Below are 20,464 nucleotides of genomic sequence, written 5' to 3'. Positions count from 1 at the left end.
AGGCCGGAGCGGGCGAGGCAGGGGCGGGAGCCGTACGGCGGTGCGTCCCGGGGGCCCGGCTCCGGCTCCGTACGGCGGCGGGTCCCGGCCCCCGGCCCTGCGCCGCCCCCTCTCCCGCCGACGGCCTACCGCGCCACGGCCCGGCAGTACGCCTCGTCGCTCGCGAGCAGATTGCGGTGGGTGTCCTCCGCGGTGATGACCCCCTCGTCCAGGACCAGCACCCGGTCGGCCGCGTCCAGGAGCGCCGGGCTGCTGGTGATCACCAGCGTGGTCCGGCCCCGGCGCAGCTTGGCGATGTTGCGGGCGATGAGCTGTTCGGTGACCGCGTCGACGGCCGTGGTCGGGTCGTGCAGGACCAGGACGTCGGTGTCGGCGGCCAGCGCCCGGGCCAGGGAGAGCCGCTGGCGCTGCCCGCCGGAGAGGTTGGCCCCCCGGTCGCGGACCGCGTAGTCGAGCCCGTCGCGGTGGAGGGCGACGACATCGGTGAGCAGGGACGCCTCGACGGCCTCGGGGAGCGTACGGCTGCTGCCCGACGGGTCGATGTTGGTCCGCAGGGTGCCGCCGAAGATCTCCGCGTCGTACGGGTTCACCAGCAGGTGTTCCCTGACCGCTTCCACCGACAGCTCCGCCAGCTCCCGGCCGCCCAGCCGGACCGTTCCCTCGTAGGCGGGTGGCGGCACGTTCACCGCGAGCACGGCGGCCAAGTCGGCTGCCGCACGGGGCTGGTAGGGGGCGATTGCCACGAACTCACCGCTGGTGACACGGAACTTCACCCCTCGCAGGGCCCCGTGGCGTACGCCGTCCACCTCCAGGTCCCCGCCGGGCTCGGGGCGTTCGGCTCCGGCTTGGGCGACCGGCGGGGCGGAGAGGACCAGGGCCATGCGCTCGGCGGAGGCGCGGGCGATCATCACGTACTTGGGCATCTCCGAGAACATCTTCAGCGGCTCCATGATGAACTGCGCGAGACCCACGGCCATGACGAGTTCACCGATGGAGATCTGCCCGCCGAAGGCCAGCCAGCCCGCCGTCAGGGAGACCGCGGCGGCCAGGACCGCGTTGAGGGCCAGTGCGGTGCCCGCGTACGCGCCGTTCACCCGGGCCACGGTGATGGCCTGCCGCTTGGCGTCGCCGCTGACCCTGCGGTAGGAGCCGAACGCGGCGTGGTTGCCGCCGAAGCCGTGGAGCGGGCGCAGCCCGATGATGAGGTCGGCGACCTTGGCACCGGCCCGCGCCACCTTCGCCTGCTGCACCTGGGTGCTGGAGCCGATCCGCTGGGACATCACCGCGAGGACCGACAGGATGCCGACGGTCCCCACGATCACCAGCAGCCCGAGCCTGATGTCGGCCAGGCTCAGCGCGACCGCCGCGACGACCACCGCGACCAGGGAGCTGACCAGCAGCGGCACCACCTCGATGATGTCGGCGGTCTGGTCGGCGTCCTCGGTGGCGATGGTGAGGATCTCGCCGGACTTGAGGCCGTCCACGTCGCGGGCCACCGGCTGGAGCCCGCAGGCCGCGACCTGGACCCGCCAGCGGTGCGCCTCGGTCGTGTTGACCTTCTGGAGCACCCGCATGCCGAACCGCCACGACAGGGAGACCGTCGTGATGATCACCGCGAGGGAGCCGATCGACACTCCGAGCGAGCCGAGGCTGCGGTCCTGCATCGTGTGCTCGACGATCATGCCGAGGGCGATGGGGAACGCGGTCTCGGCCGCCTGGTAGAGGCCCATGAGGACGGTGCCCGCGATCATGGCGCCGATGTTGCGGCGCAGGGCGGTCCGCAGGATGGCGGCACCGGGGCGGGGCCGCTGCGTGTCAGTCTTCATCAGGGAGTGTCAGTTCTCATCGAGGTGGCGGGCGATCGCTTCAGGGGTGCGCAGGGCGAACAGATCACGGATGGTGATCACCGGTCCGTACTCCCGGCGGAGCAGCCCGATCAGCCGTACCGCCAGCATGGAGTGTCCGCCGAGGGAGACGAAATCGCTCACCGCGCTCACCTCGTCGTCGTCCAGGTCCAGTGCCTCGGCGAAGAACTCGCAGACCACGCTCTCGGTCTCGGTCTGGGGCCCGCGCTCCCCCGCCGTGGTCAGCGCGCCGAGCGGCCGGGCCTCCGGCAGCGCCTTGCTGTCGGCCTTCCCGTTCACGGTCAGCGGGATACGGTCGACCTGGGCGAAGTGGGTCGGCCGCAGGAAGTCCGGCAGCCGCCCGCTCACTTCGCCCGCGACGGTCGCCAACTCCGCCCCCTCCAGCACCAGATAGGCGGCGAGCCGGTGGCCTCCGTCGACCTGCGGGTCGGGCTGGGCGACCGCGGCGACGAACCGGACCGCCGGATGGGCCGCGAACACGGCTTCCACCTCGCCCAGTTCGACCCGGTGGCCGCGGATCTTGACCTGCTGGTCGGTACGGCCCAGATAGGCGATGTTCCCGTCGGGTCGGCGGATCACCAGGTCCCCCGTTCGGTACATGCGCTCGCCGGGCGCGCCGAAGGGGCAGGCGACGAAGCGGTGCGCGGTCTGGGCGCTCCGGCCCAGATAGCCGCGGGCGATGCCGACGCCCGCCACGTACAGCTCGCCGGGGACCCCGTCGGGCAGCGGGCGCAGCCAGGGGTCGAGGACGTACACCTCGGTGTTGTCGATGGCGACGCCCACCACCGGATCGGGGCATTCGAAGGTGCCGACACCGAGGGTGTTGATCGTGTACTCGGTGGGGCCGTACAGGTTGTAGCCGACCGTGCCCTCGGTCTCGGCCAGCCGACGCCAGAGCGTCGGGGTGACGGCCTCGCCGCCCAGCAGTACGAGTGCGGGGCGCCGTTCGGGGTTGTCGAGCAGCCCTTCCGCCACGAGTTGCTGGGCGTACGTCGGGGTCACGTTGACGACGTCGATGGCCTGCTCGCCGCAGTACTCCACCAGCCGGGGGGCGTCGCGGCGCAACTCCTCGTCGCAGATGTGGACTTCGTGGCCGTCGGCGAGCCAGAGCAGCTCCTCCCACGACATGTCGAAGGCGAACGACACGGTGTGCGCGATGCGGAAGGTCCGGTGGCCGTGCTCGGCGAGTACCGGTTCGAAGATGCGGCGCTGATGGTTGATCAGCATGTTGGTGAGTCCGGCGTACTCGGTCACCACGCCCTTGGGCTTCCCGGTCGACCCCGAGGTGTAGATCGTGTACGCGGGGTGGCGCAGCCGGTCCGGATCGTCGGGGGCGAACGTCGCGTACGGTTCGGCGGGCGGCAGCGGGCGGTCCAGTTCGATCAGCTCGCCGCGCAGCCTGGGGGACACACTGCTCACGGTGAGGACGACCTCGGGCCGCGCGTCCTCGACGATGGTCGCGATCCGCTCGTCCGGGTGGTCCAGCTCCAGCGGTACGTAGGCGGCACCGACCCGCAGCACGGCGAAGAGCGCCGCGACCCAGTCGGGGGAGCGCGGGATCGCCAGGCCCACGGTGGCCTCCGGCCCGATGCCCCGTCCTGCGAGCACGCCCGCCAAGGTCCGGCTCCGGTCGCGGAGTTGGCCGAAGGTCAGGGTGGCGCCGTTCGCGACGAGCGCGATCCGGTCGGGGTGACGGTCGGCGGCCAGGTCGAAGCGGTCGACGACGGTGTCCGTGCCGATCCCGGTGCGCGCGGCGGGCTCGGGGTCCGGCCCCAGGCCCGGGAGCGCGCCCAGCGGCCCGGTCGCCCGCGCCACGTCCTCCAGTACGCGCAGGTAGTCGTGCAGGAGGCGGTGGGCGGATGCGGGGTCGCCGTGGCGGTGCTCCAGCTTGACGGTGAGCCGGTCGCCGGGGGTGACGACCCAGGTGTACGGGTAGTGCGTGGAGTCGTCCGCCCGGACGGAAGTGATCCCGTGGCGGGCGTTCATCGCGGCGAATGCCTCCGGGTCCAGGAAGTTCTGGAGGACGAAGAGGTTGTCGAAGAGGGTCTCGTGGCCGCTGGCCCGCTGGATCTCACCGAGCCCCAGGTGCTCGTGGTCCATCGCCGCCACCCGGGCCGCCTGCACACCCGCGAGGTAGGCGCCGACCGTCTCGTCGGGCCGCGCCCGGGTCCACATCGGCACGGTGTTGAGGAGTACGCCGACGATGTCGCCGTGCCCCGCGCCCTCCCGGCCCGAGACGGTCACGCCGAACACGGCGTCGCTCCGCCCGGTGCGGGCCCCGAGCAGCAGGCCGAACGCCCCGGTCAGCACCGCGTTCAGGGTGACGCCGTGGACCCGGGCCGCCTCCTTCAGCAGCTCCGTCAGCTCGGTCGAGAGCGTCTCCACGATCGGCTGCGGCAGCTCCTCGCTCAGGGTCGGGGCGGGTCCGGCGAGCAGCGTCGGACCCGCCAACCCGGCCAGATGGTCCGCCCAGAAGCGTTCCGACGCTGCGGGGTCCTTGGCGGCGAGCGCCCGGGCGTACTCCTCGAAGCCCGGCACGGCCGGGGTCGCGTCCCACGGTTCGCCCGCCACGACGGCCTCGTACGCGTCAAACAGGTCCCGCAGCACGATCTCCCGGGACCAGCCGTCCCAGAGCAGCAGGTGGTAGCTGAGCAGCAGGCCGTCCCGGCCGCCGGGCAGCGTTACGACGGTCAGCCGGATCAGCGGCGGCTCGCCGGGGTCGAAGCCGCGCTCGCGGTCCCGGGTGCGGAGGCCGTCCACCTCGGCTTCCGTGGCCAGGTGGACCGTGCGGACGTCGACGCGCCTTCCGGCCTTGAGGAGTTGGACCGGGCTGCCGTCGTCGTCGGTGGTGAACCCGGCGCCGACGACCGGGTGGCGGGCGATGACGTACGCCATCGCCTCGGCCAGGGCGTCGGTGTCCAGGCGCCGGTCGAAGGCGAAGTAGCTCTGCGCCACGTAGTGCCCGGCCGCTCCCGCCAGTTGGGCCTGGAAGAACAGGCCGCGCTGGAGCGGGGTGACCGGTGCCGTGCGCTCGGCGGTCACCGCGGCGGTGGCCACGCGGGTGAGGGCGGTGAGCCAGTGGTCGGTGATCGCGTCCGGGATGCCCGCGGCGAGGGTGAAGGCCGCGTGGAGGCTGCCGGTCGCCTCGTCGGTCCAGGCGTTGACCTCGACGGCGTACGGGCTGTTCTGCTCACCGCCGGTGATGTGCGGGGTCTGCGACTCGCCGCCCCGGCCGAGGTAGTTGAAGAGCACCTGGGGGTGGGCGGTGAGGAGAGGCGACGTCTGGGGGTTGAGGTGGCGGAGTCGGCCGTACGCGGCGTGGCCGTGCTCGTCGGGCTGGCGGGCGGCGACCTCGCGGGCGGCGGCCACGGGGTCGGTGTGCGGGGTGAGGCGGACGGGGGCGATGGAGGTGAACCAGCCGACGGTCCGGGTGTAGTCGTGGTGGCCCGCCGCCGGGACGCGGCCGTGGCGCTCCAGGTCGATCGCCAGGTCGGTGGGGTCCGGCTGGACCTGGGTGAGCGCGGTGCGCAGGGCGCCGCAGAGCAGCTCGGTGAGGCCGACGCCGAGCGCGGCGGGGGCGCTGCGGGTCACCAGGTCGCTGACGTCGGACGGGAGGACCGCCTCGATCTCACGCAGCCCCGTGGGCGCGGGCAGCGGTGCCGGGGCCTGGAGGGTGGTGATCCAGTGCCCGAGCCCGTCGGCCGACTCGGCTCCGCGCACGGCGAGGGCCTCGGCGTACTCCGCGTACGGGGTGGTCGGCGGCGGCAGGGCGGAACCGGCGAGGGCGGTGGCCAGGTCGTCCAGGAGGATCAGCCAGGACACCGCGTCGACGGCGAGGTGGTGCGCGGTGACGACCAGGGTGCGGCTCGCCGCGAGCCAGGAGAAGGCGATCAGATCGCCGGTCCCGGGGTCGAGCCGTCCGGCGGCCTCGTTGGCGGCGGCCGTGGCGTCGGTGGTCTCCGGCACGGTGACCGTGGCCTCGCGGGCGGGTTCGGTGCGCAGGGCCCAGACGCCGTGCTCGATGTGGAGCCGGAGCCGCAGGGCCGGGTGGGCGGCCAGGACGGCGTCCGCGGCGCGCCGGATGTCGGGCAGGCCGGTGGTGTCGGGGGCCTTCAGGGTCCTGGCCTGGGCGAACCGGTCGAGCGATCCGCCCAGCTCGCGCTGGCGCAGGATGATCGGGGTGAGGGGCAGGGGGCCGTCCGCGCGGGGGGCCGGCGGTGCCGGCGTGGTCTGGGGGGCGCTGGTGGCCAGGTGTGCGGCGAGGGCGCGGGGGGTCTTGAGGAGGAAGACGTCCCGGGGTGCGATCGGCAGGCCGAGGGCGCGGGCTCGGTTGATGACGGTGATGGCGACGATGCTGTCACCGCCCGCGCCGAAGAAGTCGGTGTCGGCGTCGACGGTGGCGCCGGGCAGCGCTTCGGTGAAGATGGCGACCAGTGCGGCGAGTCGGGAGTCGGTGGCAGCGACTCCGCCGCCGTCCCGCTCCGCGGCGGCGCGGTCGGTGAGGGCCTTGCGGTCGAGCTTGCCGTTGACCGTCAGCGGCAGTGCGTCGAGAGCCAGCACCCGGGCCGGGACCATATGGACGGGCAGCTTGGCGGAGATACGGGCGGTGAGGTCGGCAGGCGCCTCCCCCACGACATGGGCGACGAGGTGGTCGCCGCTCTGGGCCACGGTGACGGCGGCATCGACGACGCCGTCCACCTCCCGTATCACGCCCTCCACTTCACCCAGCTCGACCCGGAACCCCTTCAGCTGCACCTGGTCGTCGGCCCGGCCCGCGAACTCCAGCTCCCCGTCGAGCGTCCGGCGGGCGAGGTCGCCCGTGTGGTACATCCGGGAGCCGTCGCCCGCGAACGGGTCGGCCACGAACCGGCTCGCGGTGAGTCCGGGGCGGCCCAGATAGCCGAGGGAGAGCTGATCGCCCGCGACGTAGATGGCGCCCACCCGGCCGGGCGGCACCGGCCGGAGCCGGTCGTCGAGGAGATAGGTGGTCAGACCGGGGATGGGGCCACCGATCGGGCTGACGTCTCCTCCGCGGGCGAAGTCCCGCCCGTCCAGTACCCGGTGGGTGACGTGGACGGTGGTCTCGGTGATGCCGTACATGTTGACCAGCTCGGGGGACGCAGTGCCGTGCCGCTCGACCCAGCCGCGCAGCCGCCCGAGGTCCAGCGCCTCGCCGCCGAGGACGATCCGGCGCAGAGCGGTGACCGGTTCGTCCGCGTGCAGGTCGGCCTCGATGAACTGGTAGAAGGCTGAGGGGGTTTGGTTGAGGACGGTCACGCCGCGCTCGCGGACCAGCCGGTGGAAGTCGACCGGTGAGCGGGTCAGCGCGTACTCCGGCACCAGGAGCTCGCCGCCGTGGACGAGGGCGCCCCACAGCTCCCAGACGGCGAAGTCGAAGGAGAAGGAGTGGAACTGGACCCAGACGTCGCGCGGCCCGAAGTCCATGTCCTGCCGGGTGTTGGCGAGGAGCGCGACCACGGCGGAGTGCGGGACGACGACGCCCTTGGGGCGGCCGGTGGAGCCGGAGGTGTAGATGACGTACGCGGGGTCCTGCGGGCGCGCCTCGGCCACGGCTCCGTCGGCCTGCGGGAGGCCGTCGTCGCCCTGGACGAGCACACGGGCGTCCACTCCGGCCCGGTCCAGCAGCCGGGTGAACCGCTCGCGCTGCTCCCGGTCGACCAGGACGACCTGCGGGGCGGCGTCGGTGAGGATGTACTCCAGCCGCTCGTCGGGGTAGGCGAGGTCGAGTGGTACGTACGCGCCTTGGGCACTGACGACGGCGACGAGGGCGACGACCTGCTCCAGAGAGCGCGGGACGGCGACGGCGACCCGCTGCCCGGGCCGGACTCCGGCCGCACGCAGCACGGAGGCCAATTCGTCTTTCCGCGCACGGAGTTCACCGTACGTCAGGGAACGCGAAGATCCGTCCAGGGCGCACTGGGTGACGGCGGTCGCCGCGGGGTCGCGGTCCGCGGCGGAGTCGAACAGCTCGTCCAGGGTCGCCGCGGTCACCTGCTGCGGGGCCCGGTCCGTCTCGGGTGTCAGCTCGTCGACCCGGGCGTCCGGGCGGCTCAGCAGCTCGGTGAGGGTCCGGGTGAAGGCGGCCAGGATCGCCTGGGCGCTCTCCCGGCGCAGCAGCTCCCCGTCGTAGATGAGGTTGAAGCGCGGGCGGCCGTCGGGCGACCGCTCGACCACGAGTGTCAACGGGTAGTGGGGGGCACCCTCGTTGACGATGTCGGTGATGGCGAGGGTGTCGTCGGGGCCTCGCAGGACGGCCACGTCGGGGGCGACGTCGAAGACCACCAGGGTGTCGAAGAGCGAGCCCGCACCGGCCGCCTGGCGGCCGGTCCTCGCCAGGGAGACGTGCTGGTGGGCCAGGACCGCGCTCTGGTGTTCCTTCACCCCCGTGAGCAGGTCGTACGCGGTGTCGGTTGCGGACCAACGGGCCCGTACGGGGATGGTGTTGATGAACAGGCCCACCATGTCCCGGATGCCGGGGACGTCGGCGTCGCGTCCGGAGACGGTGGAGCCGAAGACGACGTCCCGGCGGCGCAGGAGGGAGCCCAGGGTCACCGCCCAGGCGCTGTGGACGGCCACGCTGAGGGGGACCCCCGCCGAGCGTGCGGCGATGTCGATGTCCTCGGCGGGTTCGGTGGCGACATCCGCGAACTGCTCGGAGGGTGTGTGTCCTTCGGCGACCAGACAGGGGCCGGGCAGCTCGGCGAGTTCTTGGCGCCACACCTGGTCGCTGACGTCCCTGTCCTGTCCGGCGAGCCAGCCGACGTAGTCGCGGTAGCCGCCGACCGGGTACACGGAGCCCGGTGCGTGGTACTCGGCCAGCAGGGCGCGGAGCATCGGCACGACGGACCAGCCGTCCGCGACGATGTGGTGCACGGTCTGGACGAGGACGGCGCGGCCGGCCCCGGTGCGGATGAGGGTGTAGCGCATGAGAGGGCCGGTGGCGAGGTCGAACCCGGCGCGGCGGTCCCGCTCGGCCAGTCCGCGGATCTCGTCGTCGGTCATGGCGGGGCGGTCCAGCGTGACGAACGGCGCACGGACGCCGCTCTCGAGGACCGAGACGACCCGGCCGTCGGCCAGGGCGGTGAAGCGGGCCGCGAGGTTGGGATAGAGGGTGAGCAGCCGGGTGGCCGCCGCCGCGAGCCGGTCGGCGTCCACCTCGCCTTCCAGCGTGAGCAGTTGCTGCTCGACATAGCTGCCGGTGGTGTCGTCGTCGAAGACCGAGTGGAAGTAGAGGCCTTCCTGGAGCGGAGTCAGCGGCAGGATGTCGCGCAGTTCCGCACTGTCCAGGTCGTCGACGTCGGCCTGGGTGAGCGGCACCAGCGGGAAGTCGCTGGGGGTGTGACCGCCCTCCTCCAGCGCGGCGAGGGTGGCCAGGGCCGAGCGGAAGTAGCCGCCGAGCGTGGTGATGTCGCCGTCGGTGAAGACGCCCTCGGGCCAGGAGAGGGTGGTGACGAGTCGGTACGCGCCGTTCGCGTCCGGTTCGGCGATGGCGTTGAACTCCAGGGCACGCGGCAGCCGCATCCTGGGGTCGCGCTTCTCGCCCAGCTGCCCGGTGGTGCCGGTGGGCCGCCAGTCCTCGGCGGCTCCCGCGTCGAAGCGGCCGAGGTAGTTGAAGAGCACCTGGGGTGCCGGGCCGGTCGGCGGGGTGTCGGTGAGGTAGCGCAGGGCGCCGTAGGAGACGCCGTTGCTCGGGACCCGGGCGAGGTCCTCCTTGACCGCCTTGAGGGCGGCGGCCAGGTAGCCGGGCGCGGTGAGGTCGAAGGCCGCGCCGGGGTCGACGGTCACCGGGAAGAGGGTGGTGAACCAGCCGACCGTACGGGAGAGCTCGGGTTCGAACCCGGCCGATTCCGCGACGATGCGCCCTTCGCGGCCGTGGCCTTCCAGCTCGATGTGGGCGAAGGTCTGTTCCTGCCCCCGGTCCCTTCGCCACCGGGCGAGGGCGACGGCCACGGCGGTCAGCAGGACGTCGTTGACGCCCGCGTGGAACCGGGCGGGGACCTCGCCCAGCAGTGCGGCCGTCTCCTCGGGTCCGACGGTGACGGTACGGGTCCGCTCCCGGGCGACGGTGTCGGCCCCGGTGAGGGGGCGTCGGCCGATCGGCGCGTCCGGGCCGGGCAGGGCGCGCTGGAAGTAGGCGCGGTCCGCGTCGAAGGCCGTGCGCCCGAGCAGCTGGGTCCAGCGCCGGAACGATGTTCCGGCGGGCGGGAGTTGGACGGTGGCGCCCGAGGTGTACTGGCGCCAGGCGGCGGCCAGGTCGTCCATCAGGATGCGCCAGGAGACCCCGTCGATCACCACATGGTGGGCGACCAGGACCAGTTGGCGTGCCTCCCGGCGCCAGACGGCCCGCAGCATCACGCCGTTCTCCGGGTGAAGCCCCTCGGCGGCCTGTTCGACGCACTCCTCCAGCGGCCGGTCGCTCTCCTGCCACCGCACGGTGGTCCGTCCGGCCGGAGGGATGTCGAAGCTCCAGCGCTCGCCGCGCACCAGCCGGGCGCGGAGCATGTCGTGGCGTTCGAGGAGAGCGGTGAGAAGGATGTCGAGGGCGTCGGCTGTCAGTTCGGCCGGGGTGTTGAGGACGACGGACTGCACGAAGCCGTCGATCGCGTCGGTGGTCTCGCCGAGCCACTGCACGATGGGCGATCCCACGACGGACCCGGTGGGGGTGTCCCCGCGGTCCGCGGTGGAGACGTCCTCGCGGCTCGCGACGGCCGCCAGGGCGCCGACCGTCCCGCAGGTGAAGATCTGGCGGGCCGTCACATAGAGGCCCTCGTCCCGCAGGGCACTCAGCAGCGAGATGGCCAGGATGCTGTCGCCGCCGAGTTGGAAGAAGTCCTGATCGACGCCGACGTCGTCGAGGCGCAGCACACCGGCGACGGCCGCGCACACCAGGCGCTCGTTCTCGGTGGTGGGTGCGGTGGCGCCAGCGGCGGGCCGGGCCGGTTCGGGCAGTGCGGCGCGGTCGATCTTGCCGTTGGCGGTGAGCGGGAATGCGGTGAGGACGACGAGGTGGGCGGGGACCATGTACTCGACCATGTGGGTGGTGGCCCAGGCCGTCACCTCCTGGGCCGTCAGCGCCTCGCCGCCGCTCGTGGGGATGACGTACCCGACCAGGTAGGTGCCGCCCGCGCTGTTCTTCCGGGCGACGACGCAGCTGTGCCGTACGCGGGGGTGCTCGGCGAGAGAGGCCTCGACGTCCTCGATCTCCAGCCGCATCCCGCGGATCTTGATCTGGTTGTCCGCTCGGCCGAGGAAGTCCAGGGAACCGTCCGGGGCGTACCGGGCCAGGTCGCCCGTGCGGTAGAGCCGGGAGCCGTCGGTGGCGAAGGGGTTGGCCACGAAGCGGGAGGCGGTGAGGCCGGGGGCGCCGACGTAGCCGCGGCCCAGCAGGAGCCCGCCGACGTACAGTTCGCCCCCGACCCCCACCGGGACCGGGCGCAGCTCGTCGTCGAGCACATAGAGCTGGGTGTTGGGGTTGGCCCTGCCGATCGAGGTCGACAGGCGTTCCGCCGCGCCCCGGTAGATCACGTGGGAGACGCCGATGGTCGTCTCGGCGGGGCCGTACCCGTGGTACAGGGGGATGTCGAGGCGGGTGCGGAACCGCTCGTACAGCTCCGGGGTCAGCACCTCGCCGCCGCACCAGACGTGGCGCAGGCTGTCGAGGCGGCCGGATCCGCCCTCGATCTCCAGGAGGACGTCCAGCATGGAGGAGACCAGGTAGGTGAAGGTGACGCGCTGCACGTCGATCACGCTGAGCAGGTGGTGCGGGTCGCGCTCGCCGCCGGGGCGCAGGATCACCAGCCTCCCGCCGGAGACCAGTGGGAGGAAGATCTCGTTGATGGAGATGTCGAAGGAGAGCGGCGCCTTGAAGAGCGAGGCGTCGTCATGGCCGAACCGCAGGATCTCCTCCCGCTGCCACAGCAGGCGCTCGCTGATCGCCTCGTGGCGGATCATGGCGCCCTTGGGCCGGCCGGTGGAGCCCGAGGTGAAGATGACGTACGCCAGTGAGGTGGCGTGGACGGCCACCCGGGGCGGCTCGGCCGGGTAGGAGCCGTACGCCCAGTGGCCGAGGTCGACGGGGACGGCGTCCGGTTCGGCGGGATCCGCGTCGGCCGAACCGCTCAGCTGGAGTACGACGTCGGCGTCCTCGATGACGACAGCCCGGCGGGCGGCGGGCCACTGGGGGTCGAGCGGGACGAACGCACACCCGGCCCGGAGGACGGCGAGGAGGCCGATGACCATGTCGGCGGAGCGGCCGAGGGAGATGCCGACGACCTGCTCGGAGGTGAGCCCGCGCTTGATCAGGTGGTGGGCCAACTGGGCGGACTTCTCCGCCGCTTCACGGTACGTCAGGGTCCGGTGCTCGTCGGTGATCGCCACGGCGTCCGGCCTGGCACGTGCCTGCTCGTGGAACAGCTCCACGATGGTGGGGCGGGCGCGGTCGGCCCGGTTGTCGTTCCACCGGGCGAGGGTCTCGATCCGCGCCGCGATGCTGTCGGGCGCGATCGCACCGACGGGCCGGTCCGGGAAGTCGGCCAGGTCGTCCAGGGCGAGCTGCGCGTCGGCGGGCCGGACGCCCTCGGGGACCGAGATGCTCAGGCCGTCCGCCGCGACCTCCCAACCCGGGCTTTCGCCCCCACTGTTGTCGACCCAGCCCAGGACATCGGCGAAGGAGGTGCCCGGGGTGAGGTCGACGCCCTCGGGGCCGCGGCCCGTCGCCCAGTAGGCCAGGCCTATGGCGCACGCCCGGGCGATGGTCCGGTCGCCGTGGTCGCTGCCGATCCGTCGGCGTACGGAGGTGAAGTGGGCGGGAGAGAGACGTACGTGAGGAGCGGTCGGTCCCGTCATCGAAAACTCAGCACCCTTCCAAGGTACGCAAGTTGGCCTGCCCTTACTGAGGTTGACCTAACTACCTTCGCGCCACGCACGCCACAGCCGGGCGTACATGCCCCCGAGCGCCACCAGCTCCTCGTGCGTCCCCTCCTCCACCACCCGGCCCGCGTCCAGGACGGCGATCCGGTCCGCCGCCATGGCCTGGGTCAGCCGGTGGGCGACGAAGAGCGTGGTGCGGCCCGCGCAGGCGGCCAGGACGGCACGCTCCAGCTCGGCGGCGCCCTCGCTGCCCGCCTCGGCGGTCGACTCGTCCAGGACGACCACCGGAGAGCGGCTCAACACGAGGCGGGCCAGGGCCACTTGTGCGACCTTCGTCACATCCAGTCGCTCACCGCCCTCCCCGACCATGGCGTGCAGCCCACCGGGGAGCAGCTCGACCCAGCCGTCGGCGCCGACGGTGCGCAGCGCCTCCATCAGCTCCTCGTCGCTCGCCTCGGGGGCGGCGAGGCGCAGGTCGTCGGCGAGCGGCCCGGAGAAGACGTGCGTCTCCTGGGTCAGGATGCTCACCAGGGACCGCGCCTCGGCCTCGTCGAGCCCGGCCAGATCCCGCGACCCGATGCGCACGGCTCCCGACTGCGGGGTCCCGATGCCGGCGATCAGCGCGGCCAGGGTCGACTTGCCGGCCCCCGTCGCGCCCACCAGCGCCAGCGAACCACCGGCCGGAATGGCCAGGTCGACCTCCCGCAGCACCGGTTCCTCGGTATCGGGATAGCTGAAGGTCAGGCCCTCGACGGTGACCGCGTACGGCACGTCCTCGGCGCGGGCGACGGAGGCGTCGCCCACGAGCCGCTGCTCCGCCGGCTCCCCCAGCACCCCGACCAACCGGGTGAGGCTGGCGCCGGACTTCTGGGCCTCGTCGAAGGTGAACATGATGGCGCCGAGCGGTGTGAACAGCCGGTGGAACATCAGCGGGGCGGCCGACACCTCACCGAGCGTCGCCGCCTCAGCCTCCAGCAGGGCGTATCCCACCACCAGGATCAGGACGAGGCCGATGAACTCGGCGCGGTTCTCCCGGCCGACGAACCGGCCGAAGAAGCGGAAGACCTCGATGCCGAGGTTGCGCACCCGCCAGGACTCGGCGGTGACCTTCTCGCGGACGTCGCCCTCCAGGCGGTAGGCCCGTACGGTGTCGATCCCGTCGAGCCCGCTGATCAGCGCCTGGGCCCGGTCCGCCTGGGCGATGCGCTGGCTGCGGTAGAGGGGCGCGGAGCGGGGCAGATACCAGCGCAGGGCGAAGGCGTAGGCGGGCAGGGCGCAGGCCCCGGCGATGCCGAGCCGCCAGTCCAGGCCGAACATGCCGAGCGTGGCGATGGCGACCAGCACCCCGGCCGAGAAGACCGTGGGGATGGCCTGCCGGATGCCCTTGGAGAGCACGGCCACGTCGTCCCCGACCCGGGAGAGCACATCGCCCCGGCCGACCTGTTCGACGCGGGCGCTCGGCATGCCGAGCACGGCCCGGACCGCGCTCTCGCGGAGCTGGGCGAGCAGTTCGGCGCCCAGCCGCCCGATGAGGTACGTGGACGCCGCGGTGGCCGCCGCGCCGAGCAGCGCGGCGGCCCCCATCAGGATGCCGACGGTGACGAGCACCGAGCGTGGTTCGCCACCGACCACCCCGTCGACCACCCGGCCCAGCAGGAGCACGGGGACCACCTGGAGGGCTGCCCCGGCCACGGTGGTGAGCACGGTGGAGAGGGTGAGCCACGGGGCCCTGCGGCAGTGTGCCGCGACCCACCCGGTGGCCTCCCTCCCCGTCGCCGTACGCAGCTTCGTCGGGGCCACGGGGGTGTCGGTGACGGTCACGCGATCGCCCGTTCTCGGTGGGGGGAGGGCAGTCCGGCCGCCATCGCTACTGGGCCGACTTCACGAGTTCGTCGATGGCGTAGGGCAGGGAGAGCAGGGTGCCCTGGGACATCGCGGCGCCGATGGCCGGGCCCTCACTGTCCAGCAGGTAGGACACCTTGCCGTTCTTGACGGCGGGGAGGTTGGCGAACAGCTCGAACTTCTTCAGCGCCTCCGTGTCCGCCTTGTCGTTGATGACGAAGATGCGGTCGACGTCGATCAGGTCGATGCGCTCGGGCGAGAGCTGGGTGGAGAACGTGCCGCCCGCGACCTTGTCGATCTCGGTCTGGTAGGGGAAGCCGCTGCCCGTCACCAGCTGGCCGCGCACATCGGTGGAGGTGAAGGGGTGCACCGCGTCCTTGTACCAGGAGAGGGCGACGGCCTTCTGGTCCGCGAACTCGGGGTTGGCCTTCTTGGCCGCGTCGAGCTTGGCCTGGATGCCCTTCACCAGCTCCTTGCCCTCGGTCTCCTTGCCGAGCGCCTTGGCGATGTGCACCGCGTTGTCCTGCCAGGGAGCGCTGAAGGGCTCCTTCTCGGCCTTGGTGCGGCCGACCGTGGGGGCGATCCTGGAGAGTTTGTCGTAGGCGGCCTGGTCGACCTCGGAGTAGACCGCGATGATCAGGTCCGGGCGCAGGGAGGCAATCTTCTCGAAGTTGGGGCCCGCGTCGCCGTTCTTCATGACGACCTCGGGGCGGGTGTCGCCCCACTTGTCCTTCACCCAGGGCCACTGGGTGTTGATGTCGGGTGTCTGGCCCACCGGGTTGGGGTACTGGTCGACCATGCCGACCGGCTTGATGCCGAAGGCCAGGACGGCCTGGTCGTCCGTGTAGCCCACGGAGACGACCCGCTGGGGGGCCTTCTCCACCTTCGTCGCCCCGAAGGCGTGCTCCACCGTGACCGGGAACGCGCCGGCGGCGGCAGCCGGGGCGTCGTCGCTCCTCTTCCCCTCCGTCTCGGTGCCGCAGCCGGTGAGGAGGCCGACGCCGAGCGTCGCGACGGAGAGCGCCGCGGCCAGCCGTCGTCGCGGACGGGCAGGCGTCGTTCGATGGAGAAGCATCCAGGATCCCTTGCTTTCGCACTGTCCACTGCGCCCCGGTACGAGGGCGAACACACTTTATCCCGCCCAAGTGAGGCTAGCCTAGCCTTACTTGAAACTTTCCCTCGTCCGAGTCAGGCCGGGTCGAACAGTCACATCCCTCAGCCGCGGGCCCGCCCCACCGGCCCGTCGACCACCGGTTCGACCCGTACGTGCGTACGTCCGATCGGGACGATGAGCGGCCGGTCGCCCACCGGGTCGTCGATCACCGCGGCCTGCAGCCCGAAGGCCTCGTGCAGCAGCTCGGCAGTGATCACGTCGCGCGGGTGCCCCTGCGCCAGGATCCGGCCCGACCGCATCACGACGAGGTTGTCGCTGTAGCGGGTGGCGAGGTTGAGGTCGTGCAGGACCATCACCACGGTGCACCCCGACTCGTGCAGATCGTCGACCAGATCGAGCACGTCGATGGCGTGGGCGAGGTCCAGGTAGGTGGTCGGCTCGTCCAGCAGCAGCAGGTCGGTGCCCTGGGCCAGGGTCATGGAGATCCAGACGCGCTGGCGCTGGCCGCCGGAGAGCGAGTCGACCGGGCGGTCGGCCAGGTCGGCCACGCCGGTCATGGTCAGCGCCCGCTCCACCACCCCGGCGTCGTCCGACGACCACTGGCGCAGCCAGCTCTGGTGCGGATGGCGGCCCCGCGCGACCAGGTCCCCCACAGTGAGCCCCTCGGGCGCCACGGGCGCCTGCGGCAGCAGGCCGAGCCTCTTCGCCACGTCCCGGGTGCGGAGTTTCGCGATGTCCTCGCCGTCCAGTACGACCGTCCCGTCGGCGGGCTTGAGCAGCCGGGTCAGAGTGCGCAACAGGGTCGACTTCCCACAGCCGTTGGGGCCGATGATGGTGGTGACCACACCCGGCGGGATCTCCACGTCGAGATCGTCGATCACCGCTCGTCCGCCGTAGCCGACGGTGACGCCTCTCGCGGCCAGCCGCGCATCCCCCTCGGCCCCGGTCCGCTTCTCGGTGATGAACTGCGTTGCCACAAGCCCCCCTTGGTTTAGGCTCGCCTAACCTTAGTGCCTCCGGCGGGAGTTCGTCTCCGTACGGCGGGGAGGCCCCTGTGCTGACGGAGGTTGGCCCGGACCAGCAGATAGACGAGGAACGGACCTCCGATCGCGGCGGTGACGACCCCCACCGGCAGGGTCACCGGCAGCGCCGTCCGCGCGACGAGGTCCGATCCGATCAGCAGCACCGCTCCCAGCAGGCCGGACGCCACCAGCGGCGGTGTCGGGAACCGGGCCAGCCGCATCGCCACCTGGGGCGCCACCAGCGCGACGAACGGTACGGGCCCCGCCGCGCTCACCGCGACGGCGGCCAGCAGCACCGCGCAGAGCAGGAGGACCGCCCGCACCCTGGTGTGACGGACGCCGAGACCGGCGGCCACGTCGTCTCCCAGGTGCATGGGCTTGAACGGGAACGCGGCGGCGGCCACCACCAGGAGCAGGGCCAGCAAGCCCCAGGACGCCACCTGGACCTCGCTCCAGGACCGGCCGTCCAGCGAGCCGACCAGCCACACCTGCGCCCGGGCGACGTCCCGGATGTCGGCCGACACCAGCAGCCAGGTCGTGAGCGCCTGCATCACGGCGCTCACCGAGATCCCGATGAGGATGAGCCGGAAGCCGTCGATCCCGCGCCGCCACGCGAGGAAGTAGACCAGCAGCCCGGTGCCGAGGCCGCCCAGGAGCGCCGCCGCCGACATCCCCACCGAGCCGACGACCGCTGCGGCGGCCCCGCCCGACACCGTCACCAGGAAGACCGCCACCGTACCGGCCCCGCTGGTGATCCCGAGGATGTCGGGGCTGGCGAGCGGGTTGCGGGCGACGGACTGGGTGATGGCCCCGGACACCCCCAGGGCGATGCCCACGACCAGACCGGCCAGGGCACGCGGCATCCGCAGGTCCATCACCACGAACTCGTCGACCTGTTCACCCCGGCCGGCCAGGGTGGCGACCACGCGTGACAGACCGATGGGGAAGTCGCCGACGGCGATGGAGAGGCAGAACACCAGGAACGCGGAACCGGCCAGCACCAGGGTGACCAGGACGAGCCAGGGCCGCCAGACGAAGGACACCTGCCCGAGCCGCACACCCGCCGCCAGCGCGGGCCTCGTCTCCGCCTTGCTCATGTCCGCCCTGCTCATGTCTGTTCCGCTCATGCGCTCTTGAACTTTCCTCGCCAGACGAGAACCGCGAAGAAGGGGGCGCCGAGAAGGGCGACCACGACTCCGGGCTCCAGCTCACCGGGGCGCACCACCAGGCGCCCCACGATGTCGCAGACCAGCAGGACGACGGCGCCGAGCAGCCCCGCGTACGGCACCAGCCAGCGGTAGTCGGGGCCGGTCAGATACCGGGCCACATGGGCGACCATCAGTCCGAGGAAGGCGATGGGCCCGCACGCCGCCGTGGCCGCGCCCGCCAGCAGGGTGACGGCGACGATGCCGACGGCGCGGCTCAGCACGATGTTCACGCCCAGGCCGCGCGCCACGTCGTCGCCGAGGTTGAGCAGGTTGAGGGAGGGCAGCGTGGACAGTGCCAGGACGAGGCCGAGGGCGATGAACCCGGTCACCGGCCAGATCACGTCGAACCCCACCCCGACCACGGAGCCCGCGTTCCAGAACCGCAGCGCGTTCAGCGACTTCTGGTCGGTGAGTGCCACCGCGGTGGTCATCGCCATGAGGAAGACGGTGACACCCTGCCCGGCCAGGGCGAGCGTCAGCGGGTTGCCCGCCCCTCTGCCGATGCTGGCCAGCCCGAAGACGACGACTCCGGCGAGAGCCGCCCCCGCGAAGGCGAACCAGACGTACTGGAAGGGGTTGGTGAACCCGAACACGGCGATCGCCGTCACCACGGCGAAGGAGGCCCCGGTGTTCACGCCCAACAGCCCGGTGTCGGCGATGGGGTTGCGGGTGTACCCCTGGATCAGCGCCCCTCCGACGCCCAGGGCGATGCCCGCCACGACGGCGAGGACCGTGCGGGGCACCCGTACCGTCTGCACGATGAGCCTGATCTCGGTGAGCCGCTGATCGGGGTCGGCCGCCGCGAACAGCCCGTGCCAGACCTCTGCCGGGCTGAGCGCGCGGGCACCCACGGCCAACGAGAGGGCCGCGACGACCGCGAGGACCACCGTCAGCGTGCCCAACCCCACAACCCGCCCCCGGCGGACCTCCGTTGCACCCCTGGTCACGGGGCGCTCGACTGCAGTCGTGCTCATATGGACGTACGTTATCCCTGTCGATCGTCTTCCCCGTCGATCCCGCCGGAACGCATGACCGGCCAGGGGCGCACCCGGGGCCGGGTGCGCCCTGTTCGGCTGCTAGCCGAGGGCGCCGCCCGCGCCGTCCGGGACGGGCCGGGCCTCGTCGGAGCTGGACTTGACGCTCCGGTCGAGGAGGGAGTCCAGGATCTCACCGACGCGTATCGCGGTGTTGGACAGCAGGGACGTGGTGATGCCGTGCGTGTGCTCCGTACCGCCCTGGAGATAGATCCCACAGGTCAGGGCGGGGTCGGTGGCGATGCGATAGTCACGCTCCACCTGGACGCGGCCCTCGTCGTCGAGCAGGCAGCGGTCCGCGACCTCGCCGAGGAGGCCGAGCGGGTCGGCGGGGCTGTAGCCGGTGGCGAAGACGACGATGTCGGCGTCCAGGGGGGTCTCCTCACCGGTGACCAGGGACTTCACCGTCGTACGGACCCCGTCGGGCCGCTCCTCGACATCGGTGACCCGGGACACGTTGAGGAAGCGCAGCCGTTCGGTGCCGAGGACCTTCTCCCGGTACATCTCCCGGTAGAGGTCGTCGATCAAGTCGATGTCCACCACGGAGTAGTTGGTGTTTCCGTGATAGGCCATGAGCTGACTCTTGACGCTGGCGGGCGCGGCGAAGTAGTCGTCGACCGCCCCGGGATCGAAGATCCGGTTGGCGAAGCTGCTGTCATCGGCCGGGCTGTAGCCGTAACGGGAGAAGACCGCGCAGACCTCGGCTTCGGGGAAGCGGCGGTGCAGGTAGGCGACGTTCTCGGCGGCGCTCTGGCCGGCTCCCACGACGACGAACCGTGAGGGCGAAGTACCCTCAAGCGCTTCGACGTTGCGCAGCAGGTCGCAGTTGTGCCAGACGCGGTCGCCGCGCCGTACGCCTTCGGGCAGGAGCGGGCGCAGTCCGGTGCCGATGACGAGGTTGCGGGTCCGGTGGACTTCCAGGCCGCCGCCCGACCGGACGGTCACGTCCAGGTACTCCACGGTGCCGTCACGGAGTAAGGGCGTCACGGAGACGACCTCGTGTCCGTAGGAGACCAGGTCGTCGACCTTGGCCGCGGCCCACTCGAAGTAGTCGTGGAACTCCACGCGCAACGGGAAGAGGTTCTTGTGGTTGATGAAGTCGATCAACCGGTCCTTGCTCTGGAGATAGCAGAGGAAGCTGAACTCACTGGCCGGGTTGCGGAGTGTCACCAGATCCTTGAGGAACGACACTTGCATGGTCGCGTCGTCGATCAGCATGCCGCGGTGCCAGCCGAACTCCGGCTGCTGCTCGAAGAAGCGGGCGGTGACCGGCTCCTGCCCGCCGACGCGTGTGTTGTGCTCTCTGAGCGCGATCGCCATGGCCACATTGGAGGGGCCGAAGCCGATTCCGATGAGGTCGTGGACCGGTGGTGCGTCGCCAGGATGAACCTGTGACATGTCACTCCCATCGTGCGGGAAAGCCGCCTGTCAGGCGCCGGGGAAGGTGGGCGAGACGGGCACGCCGACAGAGCGACCCAGCTCGACTTAG

General features: G+C 72.0%; 8 protein-coding genes. All 8 read right to left on the bottom strand.

The genetic code is table 11. The annotated features are described in order from the left end of the window. Positions 1–125 precede the first annotated feature (125 nt). Complete coding sequence (locus tag AC0682_RS20430; protein ID WP_478534391.1) at positions 126–1,826, bottom strand: ABC transporter ATP-binding protein; 1,701 nt, start codon at positions 1,824–1,826, stop codon at positions 126–128. Positions 1,827–1,835: 9 nt separating this feature from the next. After that, the gene (locus AC0682_RS20425; RefSeq protein ID WP_478534390.1) at positions 1,836–12,731 is read right to left on the bottom strand and encodes a non-ribosomal peptide synthetase; all 10,896 of its coding nucleotides are present in this window, start codon (positions 12,729–12,731) and stop codon (positions 1,836–1,838) included. A 57-nt stretch (positions 12,732–12,788) separates the two neighbouring features. After that, the gene (locus AC0682_RS20420; protein ID WP_478534388.1) at positions 12,789–14,576 is read right to left on the bottom strand and encodes an ABC transporter ATP-binding protein; all 1,788 of its coding nucleotides are present in this window, start codon (positions 14,574–14,576) and stop codon (positions 12,789–12,791) included. Positions 14,577–14,622: 46 nt separating this feature from the next. After that, positions 14,623–15,672, bottom strand: coding sequence for an iron-siderophore ABC transporter substrate-binding protein (locus AC0682_RS20415; protein WP_478534387.1), 1,050 nt, complete (start codon positions 15,670–15,672; stop codon positions 14,623–14,625). 140 nt (positions 15,673–15,812) lie between these two features. Then, positions 15,813–16,688: an ABC transporter ATP-binding protein gene (locus AC0682_RS20410; protein ID WP_478534386.1), complete on the bottom strand. Its 876-nt coding sequence runs from the start codon at positions 16,686–16,688 to the stop codon at positions 15,813–15,815. Positions 16,689–16,702: 14 nt separating this feature from the next. Then, positions 16,703–17,845 (bottom strand): FecCD family ABC transporter permease, encoded by a 1,143-nt coding sequence (locus tag AC0682_RS20405; RefSeq protein ID WP_478534413.1) that lies wholly within the window; start codon positions 17,843–17,845, stop codon positions 16,703–16,705. Positions 17,846–17,856: 11 nt separating this feature from the next. After that, complete coding sequence (locus tag AC0682_RS20400; protein ID WP_478534384.1) at positions 17,857–18,915, bottom strand: FecCD family ABC transporter permease; 1,059 nt, start codon at positions 18,913–18,915, stop codon at positions 17,857–17,859. A 102-nt stretch (positions 18,916–19,017) separates the two neighbouring features. Further along, the gene (locus tag AC0682_RS20395) at positions 19,018–20,373 is read right to left on the bottom strand and encodes a lysine N(6)-hydroxylase/L-ornithine N(5)-oxygenase family protein (RefSeq protein WP_478534383.1); all 1,356 of its coding nucleotides are present in this window, start codon (positions 20,371–20,373) and stop codon (positions 19,018–19,020) included. Positions 20,374–20,464 lie beyond the last annotated feature (91 nt).

Source organism: Streptomyces sp. NPDC043746 (assembly GCF_056436485.1).
Note: the sequence above shows the minus strand (reverse complement) of the source record. Positions and strands in the feature narration are given on the sequence as shown.

Excerpts from the sequence above, each read along its gene's own strand:
- AC0682_RS20395 (WP_478534383.1), bottom strand. The coding sequence starts at position 20,373 with ATGTCACAGGTTCATCCTGGCGACGCACCACCGGTCCACGACCTCATC.
- AC0682_RS20400 (WP_478534384.1), bottom strand. The coding sequence starts at position 18,915 with ATGAGCACGACTGCAGTCGAGCGCCCCGTGACCAGGGGTGCAACGGAG.
- AC0682_RS20425 (WP_478534390.1), bottom strand. The coding sequence starts at position 12,731 with ATGACGGGACCGACCGCTCCTCACGTACGTCTCTCTCCCGCCCACTTC.
- AC0682_RS20430 (WP_478534391.1), bottom strand. The coding sequence starts at position 1,826 with ATGAAGACTGACACGCAGCGGCCCCGCCCCGGTGCCGCCATCCTGCGG.
- AC0682_RS20405 (WP_478534413.1), bottom strand. The coding sequence starts at position 17,845 with ATGAGCAGGGCGGACATGAGCAAGGCGGAGACGAGGCCCGCGCTGGCG.
- AC0682_RS20415 (WP_478534387.1), bottom strand. The coding sequence starts at position 15,672 with ATGCTTCTCCATCGAACGACGCCTGCCCGTCCGCGACGACGGCTGGCC.